Raw genomic sequence first — 22,464 nt, forward strand, 5'->3', positions numbered from 1 at the left:
TTTGAGGCAGACAAAAGCGTATTGATGACGCCAATAATCCCTCTGCCTCACGACATAATTGTTGATTTACGCCGCTATGTCGTTTAACTGATATGGCAAAATAACGGAACTATTGCATTCAGGGAGTAAAGCTTGTGTTGGATAAACTGCGTTCACGTCTGGTTCATGTAGCGCCTACTTTGATGAGCGTCCCGGTGAAATTGACGCCGTTCGCGCTGAAACGCCAGGTTCTGCAGCAGATGTTAAGCTGGCAGTTCAGCCAGGCGCTCAATGATGGCGAACTGGATTTTCTTGAGGGTCGTTGGTTGAGCATTGAGGTGCGCGATATCGGCCTCAAGTGGTTTACCTCGGTGCAAAACGAGCGCTTAATTGTTAGCGACGCCGAACAGGCAGACGTGAGCTTCAGCGCGGATGCCAGCGACTTGCTGATGATCGCCGCGCGCAAACAGGATCCGGACACGCTCTTCTTCCAGCGTCGTTTGGTGATTGAAGGGGACACGGAGCTGGGGCTCTATGTCAAAAACCTGATGGATGCCATTGAGCTTGAGCAGATGCCAAAAGCGCTGCGCGTGATGCTGATGCAGCTGGCTGATTTTGTCGAAGCTGGCCTAAAATCACCATCAGAAACTAAACATACATCGGTAGGTGAGCCATGCTGATTCGAGTCGAAATTGGAATTGATGCCCCGGGCATCGACGCGCTGCTGCGTCGTACTTTCAACCGTGAAGGCGAAGCCAATCTGGTACGCGAGCTGCGCGAAGACGGCCTGATTACGTTAGGCCTGGTGGCGACGGATGATGAAGGCCATGTTGTTGGCTATGTCGCCTTCAGCCCGGTCAGCATTGAAGGCGAAGAGTTGCAGTGGGTGGGCCTGGCGCCGCTGGCTGTTGACGCTGAATATCGCGGTCAAGGTCTGGCTCGTCAGATGGTCTACGAAGGGCTGGATTCACTCAACGAATTCGGTTACGCCGCCGTCGTCACGCTGGGTGAACCGGCAATGTACAGTCGTTTTGGTTTTGAGCGCGCGGCACAGTACGATCTGCGTTGTCGCTGGCCGGGCACCGAAGAGGCGTTTATGGTGCACCCTCTGGCGGATGATGCGTTAAATGGCGTTCATGGTCTGGTGGAGTATTCCGACCACTTTAATCGTGTTTAAGACTGCCCAGTAACGTTTCAAATGAACCATCTCCGTTGACGAGGCGCTCTTTCTGGCGCTTCGTCAGCTGTTTGATGCGGTACTCCAGGCGTAGCGCCAGTGAGTGCTCGCCGACCTCACCAGAGAATGCTAGCCGCAGCTCGCCTTTACCGCGCAGCGCTTTCGCCCCTTTCCCACTCTGATGCTGGTGGAATCGCCGTTCAACATCGGTGGTGATACCGGTGTACAATTTGTCGTCCGCGGTCCGGACCAGATACAAAAACCAACGCACGTGTGCCAACCTGTCTGTGATGATGGACGCACCATAGCATAACGGAGAGAACAGATGGAAACGCTTGCTGCCATTAGCCGCTGGCTGTCAAAACAACATGTGGTGACCTGGTGCGTGGCGAGCGAAGGCGAGCTGTGGTGCGCCAACGCTTTCTACATCTATGACCCGCAGCGCGTGGCATTTTATTTGCTCAGTGAAGAGACAACGCGCCACGGCCAAATGACCGGCAAACAAGCGCCGGTGGCGGGTACGGTGAACGGCCAACCGAAGACGGTAGCACTGATTCGTGGCGTCCAGTTCAAAGGCGAAATTCGTCTGCTGGAAGGGGATGACGCTGCAGAAAAACGCGCGCGCTACGTTCGCCGTTTTCCGGTTGCCCGGATGCTCTCAGCTCCGGTCTGGGAGCTGCGACTCGATGAAGTCAAGTTCACCGACAACACCCTCGGTTTCGGCAAGAAATTGCACTGGTTGCGCGACTAACGACCGATCTTCGATAGCTCAATGATAAAGCGTGTGGCGACGGTATCCGACGTCACGCGGATCCTGCCACCGTGCGCTCGCACGATCGATTTAACGATAGCCAGCCCGATCCCACTATTTTCCCCTTTACGCTGGCGTGAAGGATCGACGCGATAAAAGCGATCGAACAGACGCGGCAGATGTTCAGCTGGAATCGGTGTTCCCGGGTTCTCAACGCTATACACGATCGTGTCATCATGTTGGGTGGCCTGCACGGTAACCGACATCCCGCGAGGCGTATAGCGGATAGCATTCGAGAGCAGATTATTGATAACCCGACGGATCATCAGCGGATCGCCTTCAATCAGCATCGACGTGCCGACAAAATTCAGCCTGACCTCGCGCTCTTCCGCCCAGGCCTCGAAGAACTCAAACACCTTGAGGGTTTCCGTTTGCAGATCCAACGGCATACGCTCGGGGACCAGCAGATTTTCATCGGCCTGCGCCAGAAACAGCATATCGCTGACCATTTTCGCCATTCGGTTATATTCCTCAAGACTGGAATAGAGCACATCTTCCAGCTCTTTCACCGAGCGTGGCTGGCTTAAGGCGATTTCCGTTTGCGTCACCAGGTTGGTGATTGGCGTGCGGATCTCATGGGCAATGTCAGCTGAGAAGTTGGCCTGGCGGCGGAAAACGTCTTCGATCCGCCCGATCATCTGGTTAAACGACACCACCAGTTGTTCCAGCTCAATCGGTACACGTTCCGGCTCAAGGCGTACATCGAGATTTTCTGAGGTGATATTCTTGATCTTCATACTGACATTTCGCAGCGGCTGGTGGCCTTTGCGAACGGCGATCAGCACGATCCCGATAATCAGCAGGCTGATGACGGCAGCGATCATCATCAGATTACGTTTAAGTTCATCAAGATAGTGTAGATGGAAGTCGATCGACAGCGCGATCAGTAACGTATAGGTGCGATCGCCAGCAGGGATCGTTGAGGCGATAACCCGGTAAGTCGTCGTCGGTCTGGCGCTGGCTTCATGACCGGGCATCGGAGGCATGCTGCTCCCTTCCCAGCGGAACATACGTCTGGATTTGAGCTCCTGAGCAAAGTCTTGTGTCGCTAAAATAGAGGATAGATCCGGCCCATTTGGCGAGTGGTATAGCTGCGGATTATCGGCGCTACGCAGCAGCACAGCGATATTTCGATAGCTTGCCAATGCGCTGCTGATATTGGCTACCTTTTCCGTCTCCGGCGTATCCGGTGCGGTCAACAGGGTGCTGAGCGTGGCATTAACCTGCTTTAAATCGCTGACGTCCTGCTCGGCGAAATGTTTCTCCACCGAATACAGCATCATTCCGGTAAAGGCCGCAAAGGCAATGATGGTGGCGAGGCTGATGAAAAAGGTCAGACGGGTCGCCAGCGAAAAGGGTCGCCGATGCAGGTTAACCTTCATCGCGTACCTCAAGCACATAGCCGACGCCGCGCACGGTTTGAATCAGCTTCGGTGTAAAATCGTTATCGATTTTAGCGCGCAGGCGCTTGATGGCCACGTCGATGGCGTTGGTATCGCTATCAAAATTCATGTCCCACACCTGAGAAGCGATGAGTGAGCGTGGCAGCACTTCTCCTTGATGGCGCAGGAAAAATTCCAGCAGGGTAAACTCTTTACTGGTCAGCGTGATGCGGGTATCGCCACGCGTCACCTTGCGGGAGACCAGGTCGAGAGTGAGATCGGCCACCTGAAACTGGCTTTCGACAATCACTGAGTTACCCCGGCGCAGTAGGGTTCTGACGCGCGCCAGCAGCTCGGCGAAGGCGAACGGTTTCACCAGATAATCATCCGCACCCAACTCGAGGCCTTTCACCCTGTGCTCAATGGTACCGAGCGCGGTCAACAGCAGGATCGGCATCCCTTTATTGGCGGCGCGCAGCATCCGCACGATATCCCAGCCGTTAACGTCCGGCAGCATGATATCCAGCACCAGAAGATCATAATCGGCGGTCATTGCCAGGTGATAACCGTTGAGGCCGTTGTCGGTGTGATCAACCACAAAGCCCGCTTCTGTTAGCCCCTTGCTCAGGTACTCGCCCGTTTTGACCTCATCTTCCACCACCAGAATTTTCACGCGCCCTCCGTCGCCGCTGTGTGATGGAGTCATTCTAATGGAGCGAGCGTTGATGGCAACGACTGAGGGCTTAAATGACAACTTTGTCATTAACCTGTCACCGAGCAAACAGAGTCACTCCCGTAAGGTATGCGCATGACCAGCCTTTAAAATTTCGGCTGAACAGGACGTGACATGTTTAATGCAAAACAACTGATGCTGATGATGGCGTTTATTCTGGCCGGATGTACTTCCCTGGCACCGGACTATCAGCCGCCGGAAAACGTGGTGCCGGAGCAGTTTTCGCTCTCGCAAGGGGCATTGGTACCGACCGGTGGTAACTGGCAGCAAACCGGCTGGCAAACCTTTTTCGCCGACCCGCAAGCAAAGCACCTGATTGACGTAGCGCTACGCAACAACCGCGATTTACGCATGGCAGTACTGAACGTTGAAGCCGCGCGAGCGCAGTATAACGTCACCGATGCCGGGCGTTATCCGCAGCTCAATGGCACTACCGGTGCAACCTACGAAGGCGATCTGCAAGGCCAAAAATCTACCAGTAAAAGCTACGAAATTGGGCTGAATCTCAGCTATGAACTCGACTTTTTCGGCAAACTGAAAAATATGAGCGAGGCGGATAAACAGAACTTTTTCGCCAGCCAGGCCGCTCAGCGCGCGGCGCAAATTGTGGTGGTCACCAATGTTTCGCAGGCCTACTTCAACCAGCGTCGGCTAACGGAACAGATGGCCATTGCCAAACAGACGCTGAAAAACTACCAGCAATCCTACGCGTTTGTGGAGCAGCAGCTCATCACCGGCAGCACCAACGTGCTGGCGCTCGAGCAGGCGCGCGGCGTGATTGAAAGCACCCGTGCTGATATCGCCAAGCGAGAAGGCGAACTGGCACAGGCCAGCCACGCGCTTCAGCAGCTTTTGGGTTCCTACAGCACGCCGCTCGACGAAAACGTAATGTCGACAACGGCGGTGAACCCACTGACGCTCCCGCCTAATCTGCCGTCCACCATCTTGCTTCAGCGCCCTGACATCATGGAAGCGGAGCACCAGTTGCGTGCGGCTGATGCCAATATTGGCGTGGCGCGCGCGGCATTCTTCCCGTCAATTACGCTCACCAGCGGCATATCTTCTGGCAGCTCATCGCTCTCAAGCCTGTTTAATGCTGCCAGCGGAATGTGGAACTTCGTGCCCAAGCTCGACTTGCCTATCTTCAACGCCGGACGTAACGAAGCCAACCTCGCGCTGGCGAACGTCAAGCAGCGCCAGGCGGTGGTGAATTATGAACAGAAAATCCAGGCGGCGTTTAAAGCTGTGGCCGATACGCTCTCTCTGCGCGACAGCATTCAGGGACAACTGGCGGCACAGCAGCGTTACTTCGCCTCGCTGCAAATCACCTTACAACGTGCCCAGGCGTTATATGCCAGCGGGGCGGTGAGCTATATCGAAGTGCTTGATGCGCAGCGTTCACTGTTCACCACCCAGCAGGCCATCCTCGATTTACGGTATTCCCAGCAGGTTAACGAAATTAATTTATTCAGCGCGCTTGGCGGCGGCTGGAAAGCCTAACTTTTATTCAGGAGTCTTGAGATATGCGTAATGTAACCACTCTGATTGGCGGCGTTTTTATGTTGTTGGCAGCGAACGTGCAGGCAGCGGAAATGCAGCACGATGGACACGGCCAGATGATGGAGATGAACACCCAGCAGCAGGTTATTGAGGGAACCGGTGTGGTGAAACACGTCGATACGGATGCGAAGAAAATTACCATCGCTCATGAAGCCATCCCGGCTATTGATTGGCCAGCGATGACTATGCGCTTTACGTACAGCGCGCCTACTGAAGCCATTAAACAACTTAAAGACGGCGAGAAGGTGAATTTCAGCTTCATCCAGCAGGGCAATCTCTCTCTTCTTCAGGATATTAAGGCGCAGTAATCACCATGACGACAGCCAAAATAAAATATACGGCGGCGATTGTCGGGATCCTGATAATTGGTGGGCTGTCGACAGTCGCGGTTAGCTACTTTCTGGCACCTAATACACAGGCGGAATCTGCACCACCGGAGCGTAAGGTGCTCTACTGGTACGATCCGATGAAGCCCGATGTGCGTTTCGACAAGCCGGGTAAATCGCCGTTTATGGATATGGATCTGGTGGCGAAATACGCCACGGAAGGCGGCGATACACAGTCGAGTGGCGTGCGTATCGACCCGACTCAGGTTCACAATCTGGGGCTGCGTACCGCGAAGGTGAGTAAAGGGCGCCTCGACTACGCGCAAACTCTTCCGGCAAACGTCAGCTATAACGAATACCAGTTTGTTATTGTCCAGGCGCGTGCTGAAGGATTTATCGAAAAAGTCTATCCGCTGACGGTTGGCGATAAAGTGCGTAAGGGCACCCCGCTGGTGGTGGTGACGATCCCGTCGTGGGTTGAAGCGCAGAGCGAATACCTGCTGCTGGCCAACTCCGGCGGCACGGCGACCCAATTGGAAGGCGTACTCGAACGTCTGCGGCTGGCGGGAATGCCGGAAGCAGATATCCAGCGTATGCGTGCCACTCGCCGCGTACAAACGCAGTTTACGCTTACTGCACCCATTGACGGCGTGCTCACCGCTTTTAGCCTGAAGAGCGGCATGAACATCGCCAAAGACAACGTGGTCGCGCAAATTCAGGGCATGGACCCGGTGTGGGTTAGTGCCGCCGTGCCGGAATCCATCGCTTATCTGCTAAAGGACACCACCCGGTTCACGGTCGCCGTCCCAGCCTATCCCGGCAAAACGTTCACCGTCCAGAAAACCTCAATTCTGCCCAGCGTTGACCCCGCTACCCGTACTTTACAGGTACGCCTACAGGTCAATAACCCAGACGAATTGCTAAAGCCAGGAATGAACGCCTACCTAAAACTCAGCGCGCAAAGCGATGAGATGCTGCTGATTCCCTCACAGGCGGTGATTGATACCGGTGATGAACAGCGGGTGATTACGGTGGATAGCAACGGCGAGTTTGTGCCGAAGACAATTCAGGTGCTGCATGAATCCCGACACCAGACGGGAATCGGTGGCGGGCTGTCGGAAGGCGAGTCGATTGTCGTCAACGGCCTGTTCCTGATTGACTCGGAAGCGAATATCAGCGGCGCGCTGGATCGTATGCGGCATTCCGCCGACGCCCATGTCGGACATTAAGGAGACGGTGATGATTGAATGGATTATCCGGCGCTCGGTCGCCAACCGTTTTCTGGTCATGATGGGCGTGCTGTTCCTCGGCCTGTGGGGCGGCTGGACGATTGTGAATACGCCGGTCGATGCGCTGCCGGATCTCTCAGACGTGCAGGTCATCGTCAAAACCAGCTACCCGGGTCAGGCGCCGCAGATTGTCGAAAACCAGGTGACCTACCCGCTGACCACTACCATGCTGTCGGTGCCGGGGGCGAAAACCGTGCGCGGTTTCTCGCAGTTTGGCGACTCTTACGTGTATGTCATTTTTGAAGATGGTACAGACCTGTACTGGGCGCGTTCGCGCGTGCTGGAATACTTAAATCAGGTGCAGGGCAAACTGCCGCAGGGCGTCAGTTCGGAGATTGGCCCGGATGCGACCGGTGTGGGCTGGATTTTTGAATATGCGCTGGTGGATAAAAGCGGCAAGCACGATCTCTCTGAACTGCGTTCATTACAGGACTGGTTCCTCAAATACGAGCTGAAAACCATCCCCAACGTGGCGGAAGTGGCTTCGGTAGGCGGCGTGGTGAAACAGTACCAGGTGCAGGTCGACCCGCTGAAACTTGCCCAGTACGGTATCAGCTTAAGTGAAGTAAAGCAGGCGTTGACCACCTCCAACCAGGAAGCTGGTGGTTCATCGGTAGAGATTGCCGAAGCGGAATATATGGTGCGGGCGACGGGTTATCTTGCAAGCCTGGAAGATTTTAACCACATCGTATTAAAAGCCGGAGAGAACGGCGTACCGGTGTATTTAAAAGACGTCGCGCGGGTGCAGATAGGCCCGGAGATGCGCCGTGGCATCGCCGAGTTTAACGGTGAGGGCGAAGTCGCGGGCGGCGTGGTACTGCTGCGATCCGGCAAGAACGCGCGTGAAGTGATTACGGCGGTCAAAGAGAAACTCGCCTCGTTGCAAAAAAGCCTGCCGGCGGGCGTTGAAGTGGTGACCACCTACGACCGTAGCCAACTTATCGATCGGGCTATCGACAACCTGCGCTCAAAGTTGATTGAAGAATTTATTGTGGTCGCCGTGGTCTGTGCGCTGTTCCTCTGGCATCTGCGTTCGGCGCTGGTGGCGATCGTCTCTCTGCCGCTGGGGCTGTGCATTGCCTTTATCGTTATGCATTTCCAGGGGCTAAACGCCAATATCATGTCGCTGGGTGGTATCGCTATCGCGGTGGGGGCGATGGTGGATGCGGCGATCGTGATGATCGAAAACGCCCATAAACGGCTCGAACACTGGCAGGAGGCACATCCAGAAGCGCAGATGGATAACGCCACGCGCTGGAAAGAGATCACTGATGCTGCCGTAGAAGTCGGGCCTGCGTTGTTTATCAGCCTGCTGATCATTACGCTGTCGTTCATTCCCATCTTCACCCTTGAAGGGCAGGAAGGGCGACTGTTTGGCCCACTGGCCTTCACTAAAACCTACGCTATGGCGGGCGCGGCGGCACTGGCTGTCGTGGTGATCCCAATCCTGATGGGCTTTTGGATCAAAGGTAAGATCCCGGCGGAGGCGAGCAACCCGCTCAACCGTTTTCTGATTGCGCTCTACCATCCGCTACTGCTGAAAGTGCTGCGCTGGCCGAAGATGACGCTGCTGGTGGCGCTGCTCTCAATCTTCACCGTGCTGTGGCCGCTCAGTAAAGTTGGCGGTGAATTTCTGCCGAAGATTAACGAAGGCGATCTGCTGTATATGCCCTCGACGCTACCGGGCATTTCACCGGGGCAGGCGGCAGTGTTGTTACAGCAAACCGACAAGCTGATTAAAACGGTGCCCGAAGTTGCCTCGGTATTTGGTAAATCAGGCAAGGCGGAAACGGCAACCGACTCCGCGCCGCTGGAGATGATTGAAACCACCATCCAATTGAAGCCGCAGGATCAATGGCGGCCGGGGATGACAATTGACAAGATCATCGACGAACTCGACGCCACCGTGCGCCTGCCGGGGCTGGCAAACCTGTGGGTACCGCCGATTCGTAACCGCATTGATATGCTCTCCACCGGCATTAAAAGCCCGATTGGTATCAAGGTGTCGGGCACAACGCTTGCCGATATTGACGCCGCGGCACAGCAGATTGAAACGGTGGCAAAAACGGTACCGGGCGTGGTCTCCGCGTTGGCGGAGCGGCTGACGGGTGGGCGTTATATTGATGTCGATATCAACCGCGAGAAGGCCGCACGCTATGGCATGACCGTGGGTGATGTGCAGCTGTTTGTCTCGTCGGCCATCGGCGGTGCGACGATAGGTGAGACAGTCGAAGGCGTGGCGCGTTACCCGATTAATATTCGCTATCCGCAGGGTTTGCGCGACAGCCCGACGGCGCTGCGCGAACTGCCAATTCTGACACCAGCAAAGCAGCAGATCACACTGGGTGATGTGGCGCAGGTGGCGGTGGTTTCTGGCCCAACAATGTTGAAAACCGAAAACGCCCGTCCGGCGAGCTGGATCTACATCGATGCGCGTGATCGCGATATGGTGTCGGTGGTGCATGACCTGCAAACCGCCATTAGCCAGAATGTGACCCTGAAGCCAGGCACCAGCGTGGCGTTCTCCGGTCAGTTTGAGCTGCTGGAACACGCCAACAAAAAGCTCAAACTGATGGTGCCGATGACGGTGATGATTATCTTCATCCTGCTGTATCTGGCTTTCAGGCGGGGAGAAGAGGCGCTGCTGATCCTGATGAGTCTGCCGTTTGCGCTGGTGGGCGGTATCTGGTTCATTTATTGGCAGGATTTCCATATGTCGGTGGCTACCGGAACCGGGTTTATCGCGCTGGCGGGCGTAGCAGCAGAGTTTGGGGTGGTGATGTTGATGTACCTGCGTCATGCCGTGGAAGCCGACCCGATGCTGCGAAGTGCGCAAACCTTTAGCGAAGCGCGGCTGGATGCGGCGTTGTATCACGGTGCAGTCCTGCGCGTGCGGCCTAAAGCGATGACGGTCGCCGTGATTATTGCCGGTCTATTACCCATCCTCTGGGGAACCGGTGCCGGTTCTGAAGTGATGAGCCGCATTGCCGCGCCGATGATTGGCGGCATGATCACCGCGCCGCTGCTATCGTTGTTTATTATTCCTGCAGCTTATAAATTGATAGAAATACAGCGCAATAAACGCAAAGGATAACGGCCGCTGGCTGCGTTTTGCCGTATCGTATTAGACCTTGTTGCATCCCCAGCGGCGCTACAATTAGGATACTGATCTTGTAGCCCGGCCAAGCGCAGCGCCGCCGGGAGAACACGGAGCGAAAATATGCACAACGTACTCATCACCGGTGCCACCGGCCTAGTCGGTGGGCACTTACTTAACCTACTGCGTCGAGAATCGCAGGTCGAATCCATCACCGCACCCACGCGGCATCCCCTGGAACACGCTTTCGGCATCGCGAATCCCCATCACCCTGATCTCACTGAGGCGCTGGCGCAGGTCTCAACACCGATAGACACCGTCTTTTGTTGCCTGGGAACCACCCAGCGTGAAGCTGGTTCGAAGTCAGCGTTTACTCACGTAGATTACGATCTGGTACTGGAAACCGCGCAGACCGGCTTACGGCTTGGCGCACAGCAAATGCTGGTGGTCAGCGCGATGGGCGCAAATACTCAATCGCCGTTCTTTTACAATCGGGTGAAAGGTGAAATGGAAGCCGCGCTGATTGCCCAAGGGTGGCCGAGATTAACGCTTGCTCGTCCTTCCATGCTGCTGGGTGAACGCGGTTCGCCGCGCCTGAGCGAGCGCCTGCTGGGGCCGTTATTTAGTCTGCTGCCGGGGAACTGGAAGTCAATCAACGCAGAAGATGTGGCAAAAGCGATGCTGATGACGGCGAAGAATCCGGGCACGGTGCCGGTTACAATATTGACGTCAAGACAGCTTAGAGAAATGGCCCGGCAGTGAATCTGCCGGGCAGTATTATCACTGAATAAAGGTAAACGCAGTGGTCACGCGCTTAACACCGCTGACGCGGCTGGCGATATCGGCGGCCGCTTTACCTTCACGGTCGGTGACCAGACCCATCAGGAACACTTCGCCGTTCTCCGTCGTCACCTTCACGTTTGAGGATTTCACCTGATCGCTCGTTAATAGCTGAGAGCGAACTTTGGTGGTGATCCACGTGTCGGAAGACGAGGTGCCAAGGCTGATTGGCTGGCCCTGACGCACTTCGTTGAACACCTCGGTTGTGCCATCAACGCCAACGGCAATCTGTTTCGCACGAGCGGCGAGACTGAGATCCGGCGCCTGACCGGTCAGCAGGACTTTGCCCTGATACGCGGTCACGTTAATACGCGCTTCTTTCTTAATCTGGGCGTCTTTCGACAGCGCGCTGTTTACACGCACTTCTAGCGTACTGTCATCCACCTGAGTTCCCACGGTACGCGGGTCAGTGGCGGCTTTGGTCCCCACTGCGGCCGTGCCGACAACGGCGGCTGCAATACATCCTTGAAGCAGCAATGCGGAAACAAGCACTGCGAGGGCAGGAATGACCTTCATTTATTCTCCTTAGAGCCTATCCCATTAGGCTATTTTATTCGCCATTTTGGCATCGGGCAGTGCTCAAAATCCTCACGTACTCCAGTACGCTCCGGTTTTTGCGCGCTGTCCGCTGTCAAACTGTCTTCAACAACTACGCCTACTGGGATAGGCCCTTAGTCGTCCTGGTGCGGGAAAAGAGTGTTATCAATCAGATCGCATAAACAGTTAACCGTGAGCATATGCATCTCCTGGATGCGCGCGCTGCGGTGCGACGGAATGCGAATTTCTACATCCTGTTGTCCGAGCAGGCCCGCCAGTTCACCGCCGTCATAGCCGGTCAGGGCGACGATGGTCATATCACGTGTCACGGCAGCTTCAACCGCTTTTACGATATCGCGACTGTTACCGCGCGTTGAGATAGCCAACAGCACATCACCGGCGTGACCCAGTGCGCGCACCTGCTTGGCGTAGATCTCCTCGTGCAGGCGATCGTTGGCAATCGCTGTTAAGACCACGTTATCACTATTAAGTGCAATCGCCGGTAAACTTGGCCGTTCTGTTTCATAACGGTTAATCATACAGGCAGCAAAATGCTGTGCGTTGGCACCGGACGAACCGTTACCACAACAGAGAATTTTGTTGCCGTTAAGCAGCGACTGTACCAGGGTCATCGCGGCTCGGGAGATAGCGTCCGGGAGCGCTTCTGCTGCGGCGATTTGGGTTTGAATGCTTTCGGTGAAGCACACTTTAATTCTTTCGAGCACGATATCCCTTTACATTCTATTAGCTAAAAGCGTTCTGGAACCATTCGATCTCATTGCCCGTGAAGGCTATCACATCGAAACGGCAATCCACAGTATCAAAACTCCCATTGTGCCGGGCAAGCCACAAGCGGGCAGTCTGTAATAATTTCTGTTGTTTGCTCCGGGTCACACTGGCAGCCGCGCCGCCGTATGCCTTCGATGCGCGGAAACGGACTTCTACAAAAACCGTTACCGCGCCGTCGCGCATAATCAGGTCAATCTCGCCGCAACGTTCACGCACGTTGGCGGCGACAAAATACAGGCCCTGATTTTCCAGCCAGCGACGGGCGCGAAGCTCCGCGTCGTCGCCAGTCTGCTTAGTGGTTAATTGGCGGGAACGATTTGTCCCTGCTGGTATTTGAGCCATGATAACTTCCTGTTAATCACGCAGTCCGGGTTAGCGCTCAGATCGCCTGTATTGCCGTTAAGCTCAAAGCCTGGCATTCCGCGCATCTGGGCGAAATGGTTGGCTAGTGCCCAGGCATCAACGCCCATGGCGTACAGACGCGCCAGAGAGTAGTCGTTATTGACCGCGCTCAGCGCCTGTTGCATCAGTGCCGGGTTGCTGCCTGCCAGCATCGGGATTTCGCTGTATTGCAGACCTTCCATCTCCAGACGGAAGTCCGGGCCAGCGGTGCCTTGTGCGCTGCGTGAGCTGGCGTACAAAAGCGAGCCGCTCTGGCTGCCGTTACGCATCGCAATCATCGGTTTGATAAAGGCGATCTCATCCGGCGTTGCCAGAATATAGGCCGCGTCCACTTTACCGCTGCCGGTAATCTGCGCGTCGGTCGGTGCTGGTGGAATGGTCAGGCCACCAATGGTCACGCCTTGCGGTTGTGACTGTGCTGAAACCACCGGCGTACCGGACAGCGCAATACCAGAACCGCCGTTCACGCCACCGCGCAATTCAGAGAGCGAACCAAATTTCTGCTGCAATACGGTGCCGCCGCCCAGCTTATGCCACTCATCCGCAAAAGCCTGAGTCACACGGTCGCCAAGGGCATTACGCGGCACCAGCAGCAGCGGAGACTGTTTACCCTGGTCGTGAATGTGGCGTGCTGCGTCGCGCGCTTCATCTTCTGGCGACAGCGCGAAGTAGCAGATGTTGACTTGATTCTTCACCGCTTCCGGCTGATTAAGCGCCAGCACGTTCAGTGAGGTGTTGCTTTTCAGCAACTCATCAACGTTGTTTTTCAACAGCGGGCCGACCACCAGACTCACACCATCCTGCTGTGCCTGCGCCAGGATCTGATTCAGCGGCTGCGTGGAGGTGTCATAAATTTTCAGCTCAGCCGATGGATTCGCCGCGACGCTTGCCACCGCCTGTGGCTGTGCGGCCGGGGTAGTTTGCGGATTGGTTGTTTCCGGCGCCGTCGTAGAGGTCGCTGCCTGAACTGGCGCGGTGGCCGCTGGTGCCTGAACCGGTGCCTGAGTTTGCGGGCTAGTCAGATCGGTAACTTCCACCTGTGACGGGCTCACCACGTCCGTAGAGGCCGCCTGTGCAACCTGCTCCGGTACGGCGCTACCGTTGACCGGTGTCGTTCCGTTTTTCGCCGCTTCAAAGCCTTTCTGGATGGTACGGCCAAACACGGCAGCCTGGCCGCTTAACGGCAGCAGCAGGGCGATTTTATTCACTGACGCCGGTTTAAAGTTCTGCACGTTCGCTAATTGCGAAGGCAATACCTTCGCCCCCGGATTTTGCGGGTAGCGGGTCTGCCAGTCTTTGATCCCGGCTTTCATCATGTCAGGATCGTTACGGTTATCGAACCACACGCGCTGCAGATCCAGCCAACCCTGCAGCACGTTCTCATCGGCATTGATTACCAGCGCGTTAGCTTGCGCCTGAGTCATTGATGAGAGCGCCTGCCAGGTCGCATCGCTGTTCTGCTGCTTTTCCGGCTGAGCGGTCAGCAACGGTGCCTGCGCGATTAACGCTCGCAGCAACGTCAGGGACGGTTTACCCTGCTCGGCGGTGATGGTGTCTTGCCAGAAACGTGCCTGCAATGCGCTGTCGAAGTCATCGGCTTTCAGTTTTTGCAGCAGCGCCTGAGCACCGGCAAAATCTTTCTGTGCCAGCTTCAATTCCACCGCCAGCAGAGACTGCTCTTGACGCTGCGCCGCGTTAAGCTCTTGCGGCAGCTGATTGTACAATTCTAGCGCCTGCTGACTCTTGCCTTCCTTCAGCAGTGAACGAATGGCGAGTAATTGCCAGTTGGTCTTGCTATCATTCGAGCTTTGCTGCATCTGTTGCAGATAAAAGCCGGAATCAGCCTGCGTCGCGCCCTGAAGTTGGGCGGCACTCTGATCGGGGGCCTGGGTTCCACAGCCTGCAAAAATCAGCGCAGCCAGGATAACAGGCAGACAGCGCGCGGCTTTCATACGAGAAAATGTTGAGGGTACCATTCTGTATCCAGTGATATTTTTTACGCAATGCTCAATATTAAATCGGCAATACGGACTAAACAATGAAACAACACGAATCGGCGGATAAATCTCAAGGCCAACTCTTTATTGTACCTACTCCTATCGGAAATTTGGCTGATATTACCCAACGAGCGCTAGAAGTATTGCAAGCTGTTGATTTAATTGCGGCTGAAGACACACGTCATACCGGTTTACTGCTGCAACACTTCGCGATCAGCGCCCGTATGTTTGCGTTACACGATCACAATGAGCAACAAAAAGCTCAAATGCTGGTGGCAAAACTCAAGGAAGGGCAAAACATCGCGCTGGTTTCCGACGCCGGAACGCCGCTGATCAACGATCCTGGCTACCATTTAGTGCGTACCTGTCGCGAAGCGGGCATCCGCGTGGTGCCGTTGCCGGGGCCGTGTGCAGCGATTGCCGCCTTAAGCGCCGCAGGTCTGCCTTCGGACCGTTTTTGCTACGAAGGCTTCTTACCGGCCAAATCGAAAGGCCGTCGTGATGCGATGAAGGATATCGAAGCCGAACCGCGTACGCTCATTTTCTACGAATCAACCCACCGCCTGCTCGACAGCCTGGAAGATATGGTCGCGGTATGGGGGGAATCCCGCTATGTGGTGTTGGCGCGCGAGCTGACTAAAACCTGGGAAACCATTCACGGCGCACCGGTCGGCGAGCTGCTGGCATGGGTGAAAGAGGATGAAAACCGTCGTAAAGGCGAGATGGTGCTGATTGTCGAAGGCCACAAAGCCCAGGACGACGAGCTGCCAGCCGACGCGCTGCGCACGCTGGCGCTGTTGCAGGCCGAACTGCCGCTGAAGAAAGCGGCGGCGCTTGCGGCGGAAATTCACGGCGTGAAGAAGAATGCGCTGTATAAGTATGCGCTGGAGCAGCAGGGGGAGTAAGTGTGAGTGCCTGCCTCAGTAAAAGGGGCGGGCAAACGGAGGCGTTTGTCGGAAGAAATGTCGGAAGAAATGTCGGAAGAAATGTCGGAAGAATCAGCCAGGACTGAACGTCCAACAAATTGTGGTGGGTGCTGTAGCCTTCACACCCACCCTGCGTTTTGTCACTTAAACAATCTGTAGCTCAACCCCGGTTTCAGCCAGCGACGCAATGTCCGCTTCGCCGATCTCATTATCGGTCATCACGCAATGGATCTTCTCCATTGGCAGCACCTGATTGAAGCCACGGCGATTGAATTTTGTCGCGTCCAGCACGGCGATCACTTTATGTGCCGCAGCGGCCATTACGCTGCTTATCGAATAGCCTTCGTTAAATGTGGTTATACCATTTGTCGCATCAATACCGTCCGCCCCGACAAACATTAAGTCGGCGCAGATTCCTTGTAATGCGCGCTCAGCTATCGTTCCGTGCATAGAGTGCGTTTTGTGGCGCACTGTGCCGCCGCAGACCACCAGCGTAATGTCTTTGTTTTCTGATAGCGTAAACGCCGCTGGCAGGCTGTTGGTAATGACGGTGATATTGTTCATATTCACCAGCTCCTCGGCGATCAGTAGCGTCGTGCTACCGCTGTCGAGGATCACCGTCATACCTTCTTTAATCAGCAAAGCTGCGGCCTTGGCAATACGTTTTTTGGGATCGCTGGCGAGCTGGTAGCGGTCTTCCAGCATCACTTCTTGATTATCGGTTTCGGTGAGATTGCTGCCAGGACGAGCTGCGCCGCCGTGAAAACGGGTCAGTAGCCCTTTTTCTTCCAATAGACGCAGGTCGGCGCGGATGGTGACCTCAGAAATACCAAAGAGATTCGAAAGGTCTAATACCAGGACGCTGCCCTGCGTATTCACCATATCGACGATTTTGTTCCTTCGTTCAAATGAATTCATATCAATTTGCCTGATAATTAACTGAAGTTAGTTTAAACGAAGGTTAATGAAAGTTATATGGTAATTTTCGAAAGGTAATGTGAGCCAGCTCTGATTGCTGGCTCGAATCATTACGCCAGTTTGAGCAGGATTTTTCCCTGCATTGGTGCGCCGTTAAGCGCCTGAACTTCGCGAGCAAAACTTTCAGCATCGCCCTGGTGTGCGATGAGCGGAGCAAGCTGAATACGTTTTTCTGTTAACAGTCGAGCGGCGGTGTCCCACTCTTCGCCCGGCCACGGCGCGGAGTAGTTCATCCAACTGCCGATAAGCGTCAACTCTTTACGCAGAATCAGACCGAAGGTTGCGGAGAGTAAGGTGAGATCGTGATGTAACGTACCCACTAACGCCACTTGTGCGCGAGGGCCGGCGGCCTCAATGGCAAGGGCCACGGTTTGCGGTGTCCCTGCGGTTTCCAGAACCAATTGATCGAACTGAACCTCTTCCAGTGCTGCCTGGATTGCTTTGCTGTTCATCTCGCGGCTATTGAAAACGTATGTTGCGCCAAGTGATTTTGCCAATTCTAGCTTTTGCGGGTTGATATCAATAGCAGTCACGCTTTTGGCCCCCAGCTCGCGGGCGCATTGCAGTGCCAGCAGGCCGATGGTCCCGGCACCGATGATAATGACATTTTTCCCTTCGCAGCCTTGTGCCAGATGGAAGGCATGCAGCCCAACGGTAATCGGTTCAATAAACGCACCATCATCTATCGGCATTTCACTCGGTAGACGGAAGATATTTGCGCGTTTGACCACCACATATTCGGCATTGCCGCCTTCGCTACGCGAGCCGACGAACTGGTACTGTTTGCATAATGAGAAGTAACCGCGTGCGCACTGCGGACAGTCAAAGCACGGCAGGAGCGGTACGCAGGCAACGGCATCACCCGGCTGCATATCGGTGACGGCGCTGCCATAGGATTCGACATAGCCGCTGAACTCATGCCCCAGCGTAATCGGATAATAGTGCGCGCCTTTCGCGAAAATGCGCGGAATATCTGAACCGCAAAGTCCCGAACAGATGACTTTGACCAGCACATCATCGTCGTTCTTTAAGGTTGGCATTGGGCGTTCTTCAACGCGCACGTCTCCCTCAGCGTGAATCACCACTGATTTCATAACAGTCTCCATAAATTTAAAAGGGGGCCCGGAGTTGGTGCTAACGCACCTTGTCCGGGCTACCGGTCGGTGTAGGCCGGATAAGGCGAAGCCGCCATCCGGCAATCTGTTAGGACACCGTCTGGCTTTGCTGCGCGACAGCGGCTTTTTCAGCGGCCTCGAAACGGCGGGCCCGACGCCAGGTCAACATAACGCCAAGCAGATAGATAACGGCTATGACCAGGAAGCCCACAAGATTCTGCCAGGTGAACAACTGAATCAGCAGCCAGGTGATAGGGGAACCGCCCTGATCCAACGAGGCGACCTGGCCGCCGGCCGTCAGTGCACCGGCATTAGCGGCTAACTGGGTATGAAGCCCAATGGTTTGGGTCGCAATCCACAAGGTCATGCCCATGATGATGACGCCGGAAATCAGCGTACGGAACAGATTGCCCTGGTGTACTGCCACCGCCATCGCCACAAAGAAGCCGATGGTTGCGAGGTCACCAAACGGCAGTACCTGGTTACCCGGCACCAACACGGCAATGAGGATGGTTAGCGGGATAAAGATCAGGCTGGCGGATACTACGGAGGTATGACCCAACAGCAGTGCTGGATCGAGACCGATTAAGAACTCCTGACCACCAAACTTAGCCTGTAAACGCTTACGGGCATGTTTAGCAATCGGCGTTAAACCATCCATAATCGGTTTAATGACGCGTGGCATCAGCAGCATCACGGCGGCGGTTTTGACTGCCAGTTGAAGGACGGCTTTCAGGTCGTAGCCTGCCAGCATGCCGATAACCAGACCCATTACAAAACCGACGGTGACTGGTTCACCAAACGGCCCGAAGCGTTTCTGAACGTCGTCAGCGCTAAAGTGAATGCGGTTGAGCCCGGGGATTTTATCGATGATGGTGTCCACGAGTACCGCAATGGGGCCAAACCAGGCCGAAGAGCCGTGCGGTATGGCGATGCCATCGAGGCCAAAGAAGTCCCGCGTATCTTTGGCAAACCAGTCACCCAGTTTGTAGACAAAGGCGGCATGAACGACCACGCCCAGAATCCCCAGCCAGTAGGAGCCGGTTGCCAGATGCAGCATCGCGCCGGTAAAGGTCATGTGCCAGATATTCCAGATATCGACGTTCACCACCCGCGTCATGCGCGTCACCAGCATCAGAATGTTGACGCCGATAGCCACTGGAATCGCCACCAGCGCAATCTGAGAGGCCCAGGTCATCGGTGACGACCCCGGCCAGCCCACGTCAATCACGTGCAGGTTTATCTCAAAATGTTCTGCCATCGCTTTCGCGGCAGGCCCGATAGAGTCGAGCATCAGGCCAATGACCAGCCCGATACCAACAAAGCCAATCCCGATATGCAGACCTGATTTAAAGCAGTCCCCGAGCTTCATCCCCAACAATTTAGAGAAGATGATGATCACCAGCGGCAGCATAACCGTTGGGCCTAAGTCGAGGATATAACGCATTATTTCGCTAAACATGACGTTACCCCACGAGGATGGTCAGGATTTTTTGTTGCAGCGCTTCGATACCCACTCCGGAAACAAACGGCATACCGTGAACCACGGGAATATCACCAAAAGTCCGGTCAACACGGGCGGTGGTGCAGATAAGGTCCGCGCCATCCATATAGGTTTCAATTTCAGTCACCCGACACTGGACTAAATCGAGAGTGATATTGTGGGCTTCGCACAGTTCTTTAATCTCTTCAGCGGCCATTGTTGAGGTCGCTACAGCACCGCCACAGGCGACAATGACTTTACGTTTCATAGGGTATTCCTTTTATTATCAGTTTATTATCAAGCCGGATTACACAATTCAGGCTCGAGGATGGTTTCCCGAAAACGCACGGCAAGCTCAGCATCAGGGGCACTCAGCAAGGCGTCGAGGACATTCGGGTTTTGCAGCTCACTAAACAAACGACGCAGCAGCTTCAACTGCGCCGTCGGATTTTCCACAATCAGAGCGATAATCAACGAGACACCAATTTCTGCGTCATCGTCTGCTTGCTGGAAATGCACCGGTTTATCCGGGCGAATCAGATAAATAGCGGGCGAAATAGCGTGCGTCGCCTCGCAATGGGGAATAGCGACCGCATGACGCTCGAGAGCAATCCCGGTTGGGAAGACGGCTTCTCGTTCAAGCAGCGCCTGCGGATAGCTGTCATGCACTACCCCTTTCGCCAGCATCTCCTCACCAATGTGTGCCAGCGCCTGCTGGCAGGTGTTGAATTCAATTCCGGTACGGACAAATAGTTGGCTCATAGGGGCTCGTGTATCAGGCGGCTTCGGCGACGCAACCGAAACGGTATGCACGCAAAACGTCCTGAATCTTGTCGATGATGAGGTTATGCGGCGTCGCGGTTAGCGTGCCAGCGGACAGGCGTTCAAACTGCATCGGCAGGTACTGACTAATCAGCCCCAGAGGCAGTGATACGTCATTAAGGTTGGCGATCAACTTCTCTACGCTTTGACGAATACGTGGGTGTGGCCAGTAATAGCGGATACGATCGGAGAGGCTGAAATGGATATCGACCATCGCTTGGCTCCAGGTTGGGCGATAGTATTTTTTCCAGTAGCCCGGTTCGTTCAGCATCACTTCATCAATCACCTCCAGCACGTGGCTGCGCTGTTCAGGTGACACCAGTTGGGTTTCCATTTGTGCCAGCGCAAAAATGGCTTCGCGCAGGGCGAAGGTGAGGGCGGGGCCGACTTTCAGAATGGCGTAGTGATCGCGAACCAGCGAACGATAGGCCTGACGGGTCTGGTAATCGGTTGAATGCGCTTCATAGACCATCGGCGTGTTTCTCACCCAGGCTGACAGCGCTTCTGCGGCGTTCGGCTGATAGTGAATAATCTGGGTATGGTCGAATTCAACGCCAGGCTGAACCACGATTGCAATCACCCTGTCCAGTGCAGCTTCAAGGCCTAATGCCTGGAAGGCGACCTGATGCGTTTCCAGCGTCCGTGCGGCGTCTTCTTCACGAGTAACGTGGACGGTACCAATGGTGCTGGCTTCACCACCGGGAACCGGAACTTCCGTACCGATAACGTAGGTTAGCTGGCGTTTTTGCTCGTCAGTGGCAATGTCCTCTGCGGCCTGGCAAAGAATGGCGGCGCGTTCTGCAACCACTTTTGGATCAAGCGGGGTAGGATCGTCTGCACATGACATCGAGGCATCAAGGTGAATTTTGCTAAATCCGGCACTGACATAGGCTTTGATCAGCGCGACCGATTTTTCCATGGCCTCTGCGGCAGTCTCATCCTGCCAGCAGTTGGGCCCGAGGTGATCGCCACCGAGGATCAATCTGTCGCGAGGGAAGCCAACTTCCTGGGCGATGTTGTAGACGAAGTCGCGGAAGTCTGCGGGTTTCATGCCGGTGTAGCCGCCAAACTGATTGACCTGGTTAGAGGTCGCTTCAATCAGGACCTTTTGGTCACTGCGTAAATCAAACCGTAATGCGGCTTCAATCACGAGGGGGTGCGCGGAACACACGGAACAGATACCAATGTGCTCGCCTGCTTTATGTCTGGAAATTATCTCTTTCATTTAAATCCTCCGTTTTCTTTCGAATATATTCGTTATGTTTTGTTTGTATCGCAAACACCTTTGTTTTATTTTGTGATCGTTCTCTGAAAATCGAGCGATATCGACATAAACGGAGATTCTGGAGATGAAAAAAACGCCCTGACGTAAACGGCAGGGCGTTATTAAGTAACTGAAAATTAGTTAAATAATCTGGAAAGCCAACTGCGACGGTCTTTTGGGGCTGGCTGGGCGGCCTGTTGTGGCTGTGCGGCAATTTCGCCTAACCCCGCATCGAAAGCTACGCCAATGGCTGATAGCGCTTGATGGGCATCGTCACCGCTGGCCATAAAGTGCAGGCGATGCCCCTGTTTTGCCCCCAGCGAAACGACGCGCATCAGATTCTTGGCATCCACTATGGCGGAATGGGTATCAAGATTTTCTACCCGTATTTGTGATTGCCATTGCTTTACCGCTTTCACCAGCACAGCGCTTGGACGCGCGTGCAGGCCGTGCGGATTGCGCAGTGTGAAAGTCGCATCTTCATCGAACACTGGCGGCGGTTCGGCGGTATCTCCTTCGCCCGGGATAATCTTTCCGGCAAGAATATCCAGAACCGCCTGAGCGTTTTCGGCGCGAGACAACGCCTCGGGTACGCGATCGTCACTCAGCGCATGGGTCAACTGGCGCAGAATATCCAGATGCTCGTTATCCTGGGCGGCAATTCCGACAATCAGGTACGCGGTTTGCGCTTCTCCCCAATCAACACCCTGCGGGCAAGCCAGCACCTTCACCCCGGTTTTCAGGACAGAATCGCGGCTTTGTGGCGTACCGTGGGGAATAGCGATCCCGTTCCCCAGATAGGTGCTGATTTGCCCTTCGCGGTCGCGCATTCCGTGCAGGTAAGCGGGCCGAGTATGCCCGGCGTCGGTGAGCGTGCCGGCAATCTGCGTCAGCGCCTCGTCTTTCGTTTTGACCTGATGGTCGAAATGGATATCAGCAAGAGTCAGTTGCATAGTG

General features: G+C 55.0%; 23 protein-coding genes. 9 read left to right on the forward strand and 14 right to left on the reverse strand.

Annotated features, from left to right (window positions below):
• Positions 1-134 precede the first annotated feature (134 nt).
• On the forward strand, positions 135-659 hold the full coding sequence (gene ubiT, locus U0026_RS03025) for a ubiquinone anaerobic biosynthesis accessory factor UbiT (RefSeq protein WP_062774216.1): 525 nt from the start codon (positions 135-137) through the stop codon (positions 657-659).
• Positions 653-1,156 carry a GNAT family N-acetyltransferase gene (locus tag U0026_RS03030; RefSeq protein WP_062774217.1) on the forward strand — a complete coding sequence of 168 codons (504 nt, stop codon included), beginning with the start codon at positions 653-655 and terminating at the stop codon, positions 1,154-1,156. Before ubiT ends, U0026_RS03030 begins: the two co-directional genes overlap by 7 nt.
• Here U0026_RS03030 and U0026_RS03035 read toward each other — a convergent pair.
• Positions 1,143-1,427: a GIY-YIG nuclease family protein gene (locus U0026_RS03035; protein ID WP_062774218.1), complete on the reverse strand. Its 285-nt coding sequence runs from the start codon at positions 1,425-1,427 to the stop codon at positions 1,143-1,145. The genes U0026_RS03030 and U0026_RS03035 overlap by 14 nt on opposite strands.
• A gap of 54 nt (positions 1,428-1,481) precedes the next feature.
• On the opposite strand from U0026_RS03035, the gene U0026_RS03040 reads away from it, so the two are divergent.
• Positions 1,482-1,907 carry a YhbP family protein gene (locus tag U0026_RS03040; protein WP_062774219.1) on the forward strand — a complete coding sequence of 142 codons (426 nt, stop codon included), beginning with the start codon at positions 1,482-1,484 and terminating at the stop codon, positions 1,905-1,907.
• Here U0026_RS03040 and U0026_RS03045 read toward each other — a convergent pair.
• Positions 1,904-3,349, reverse strand: a complete 1,446-nt coding sequence (locus tag U0026_RS03045) for a Cu(+)/Ag(+) sensor histidine kinase (RefSeq protein WP_062774221.1) — start codon at positions 3,347-3,349, stop codon at positions 1,904-1,906. The two genes, U0026_RS03040 and U0026_RS03045, sit on opposite strands and share 4 nt — an antisense overlap.
• Complete coding sequence (locus U0026_RS03050; protein ID WP_062774223.1) at positions 3,339-4,022, reverse strand: copper/silver response regulator transcription factor; 684 nt, start codon at positions 4,020-4,022, stop codon at positions 3,339-3,341. Before U0026_RS03050 ends, U0026_RS03045 begins: the two co-directional genes overlap by 11 nt.
• Before the next feature lie 174 nt (positions 4,023-4,196).
• On the opposite strand from U0026_RS03050, the gene U0026_RS03055 reads away from it, so the two are divergent.
• From U0026_RS03055 to U0026_RS03075, 5 genes are all read left to right on the forward strand, one after another.
• Positions 4,197-5,582 carry a Cu(I)/Ag(I) efflux RND transporter outer membrane protein gene (locus U0026_RS03055; protein ID WP_062774224.1) on the forward strand — a complete coding sequence of 462 codons (1,386 nt, stop codon included), beginning with the start codon at positions 4,197-4,199 and terminating at the stop codon, positions 5,580-5,582.
• A gap of 23 nt (positions 5,583-5,605) precedes the next feature.
• Positions 5,606-5,950: a copper-binding protein gene (locus tag U0026_RS03060; protein WP_062774226.1), complete on the forward strand. Its 345-nt coding sequence runs from the start codon at positions 5,606-5,608 to the stop codon at positions 5,948-5,950.
• A 5-nt stretch (positions 5,951-5,955) separates the two neighbouring features.
• Positions 5,956-7,197 carry an efflux RND transporter periplasmic adaptor subunit gene (locus U0026_RS03065; RefSeq protein WP_062774227.1) on the forward strand — a complete coding sequence of 414 codons (1,242 nt, stop codon included), beginning with the start codon at positions 5,956-5,958 and terminating at the stop codon, positions 7,195-7,197.
• Positions 7,198-7,207: 10 nt separating this feature from the next.
• Entirely contained in the window at positions 7,208-10,351 is a 3,144-nt protein-coding gene (locus U0026_RS03070; RefSeq protein ID WP_062774229.1) for a CusA/CzcA family heavy metal efflux RND transporter, read from the forward strand.
• A 126-nt stretch (positions 10,352-10,477) separates the two neighbouring features.
• The gene (locus U0026_RS03075) at positions 10,478-11,116 is read left to right on the forward strand and encodes an NAD-dependent epimerase/dehydratase family protein (protein ID WP_062774230.1); all 639 of its coding nucleotides are present in this window, start codon (positions 10,478-10,480) and stop codon (positions 11,114-11,116) included.
• Positions 11,117-11,134: 18 nt separating this feature from the next.
• Here the strand turns inward: U0026_RS03075 and dolP are convergent, their stop codons facing one another.
• From dolP to U0026_RS03095, 4 genes are all read right to left on the reverse strand, one after another.
• Complete coding sequence (gene dolP / locus U0026_RS03080; RefSeq protein WP_062774232.1) at positions 11,135-11,710, reverse strand: division/outer membrane stress-associated lipid-binding lipoprotein; 576 nt, start codon at positions 11,708-11,710, stop codon at positions 11,135-11,137.
• A gap of 155 nt (positions 11,711-11,865) precedes the next feature.
• Positions 11,866-12,456, reverse strand: a complete 591-nt coding sequence (diaA, locus tag U0026_RS03085; RefSeq protein ID WP_062774233.1) for a DnaA initiator-associating protein DiaA — start codon at positions 12,454-12,456, stop codon at positions 11,866-11,868.
• Between the two features lie 19 nt (positions 12,457-12,475).
• On the reverse strand, positions 12,476-12,862 hold the full coding sequence (locus U0026_RS03090) for a YraN family protein (RefSeq protein ID WP_062774235.1): 387 nt from the start codon (positions 12,860-12,862) through the stop codon (positions 12,476-12,478).
• Positions 12,820-14,898 carry a penicillin-binding protein activator gene (locus U0026_RS03095; RefSeq protein ID WP_062774237.1) on the reverse strand — a complete coding sequence of 693 codons (2,079 nt, stop codon included), beginning with the start codon at positions 14,896-14,898 and terminating at the stop codon, positions 12,820-12,822. Before U0026_RS03095 ends, U0026_RS03090 begins: the two co-directional genes overlap by 43 nt.
• A 62-nt stretch (positions 14,899-14,960) precedes the next feature.
• Here U0026_RS03095 and rsmI point away from each other — a divergent pair, with 62 nt between their 5' ends.
• Positions 14,961-15,824, forward strand: a complete 864-nt coding sequence (gene rsmI / locus U0026_RS03100) for a 16S rRNA (cytidine(1402)-2'-O)-methyltransferase (protein ID WP_062774239.1) — start codon at positions 14,961-14,963, stop codon at positions 15,822-15,824.
• A 165-nt stretch (positions 15,825-15,989) separates the two neighbouring features.
• Here the strand turns inward: rsmI and U0026_RS03105 are convergent, their stop codons facing one another.
• From U0026_RS03105 to U0026_RS03135, 7 genes are all read right to left on the reverse strand, one after another.
• A complete protein-coding gene (locus tag U0026_RS03105) occupies positions 15,990-16,763 on the reverse strand; it encodes a DeoR/GlpR family DNA-binding transcription regulator (RefSeq protein WP_062774241.1) in 774 nt (257 codons plus the stop codon).
• Between the two features lie 110 nt (positions 16,764-16,873).
• Positions 16,874-17,917 carry a galactitol-1-phosphate 5-dehydrogenase gene (gene gatD, locus U0026_RS03110; protein WP_062774242.1) on the reverse strand — a complete coding sequence of 348 codons (1,044 nt, stop codon included), beginning with the start codon at positions 17,915-17,917 and terminating at the stop codon, positions 16,874-16,876.
• A gap of 109 nt (positions 17,918-18,026) precedes the next feature.
• Positions 18,027-19,400, reverse strand: a complete 1,374-nt coding sequence (locus U0026_RS03115; protein ID WP_062774244.1) for a galactitol-specific PTS transporter subunit IIC — start codon at positions 19,398-19,400, stop codon at positions 18,027-18,029.
• A gap of 4 nt (positions 19,401-19,404) precedes the next feature.
• Positions 19,405-19,689 carry a PTS galactitol transporter subunit IIB gene (gene gatB, locus U0026_RS03120; RefSeq protein ID WP_062774245.1) on the reverse strand — a complete coding sequence of 95 codons (285 nt, stop codon included), beginning with the start codon at positions 19,687-19,689 and terminating at the stop codon, positions 19,405-19,407.
• 29 nt (positions 19,690-19,718) lie between these two features.
• Positions 19,719-20,183: a PTS galactitol transporter subunit IIA gene (gene gatA, locus U0026_RS03125; RefSeq protein ID WP_062774247.1), complete on the reverse strand. Its 465-nt coding sequence runs from the start codon at positions 20,181-20,183 to the stop codon at positions 19,719-19,721.
• Positions 20,184-20,196: 13 nt separating this feature from the next.
• Entirely contained in the window at positions 20,197-21,468 is a 1,272-nt protein-coding gene (gene gatZ, locus U0026_RS03130; protein ID WP_062774249.1) for a tagatose-bisphosphate aldolase subunit GatZ, read from the reverse strand.
• A gap of 176 nt (positions 21,469-21,644) precedes the next feature.
• Positions 21,645-22,460 (reverse strand): HPr family phosphocarrier protein, encoded by an 816-nt coding sequence (locus U0026_RS03135; RefSeq protein ID WP_062774250.1) that lies wholly within the window; start codon positions 22,458-22,460, stop codon positions 21,645-21,647.
• Positions 22,461-22,464 lie beyond the last annotated feature (4 nt).

The sequence above is a fragment of the Kluyvera intermedia genome (assembly GCF_034424175.1).
GTDB classification, from domain to species: domain Bacteria; phylum Pseudomonadota; class Gammaproteobacteria; order Enterobacterales; family Enterobacteriaceae; genus Kluyvera; species Kluyvera intermedia.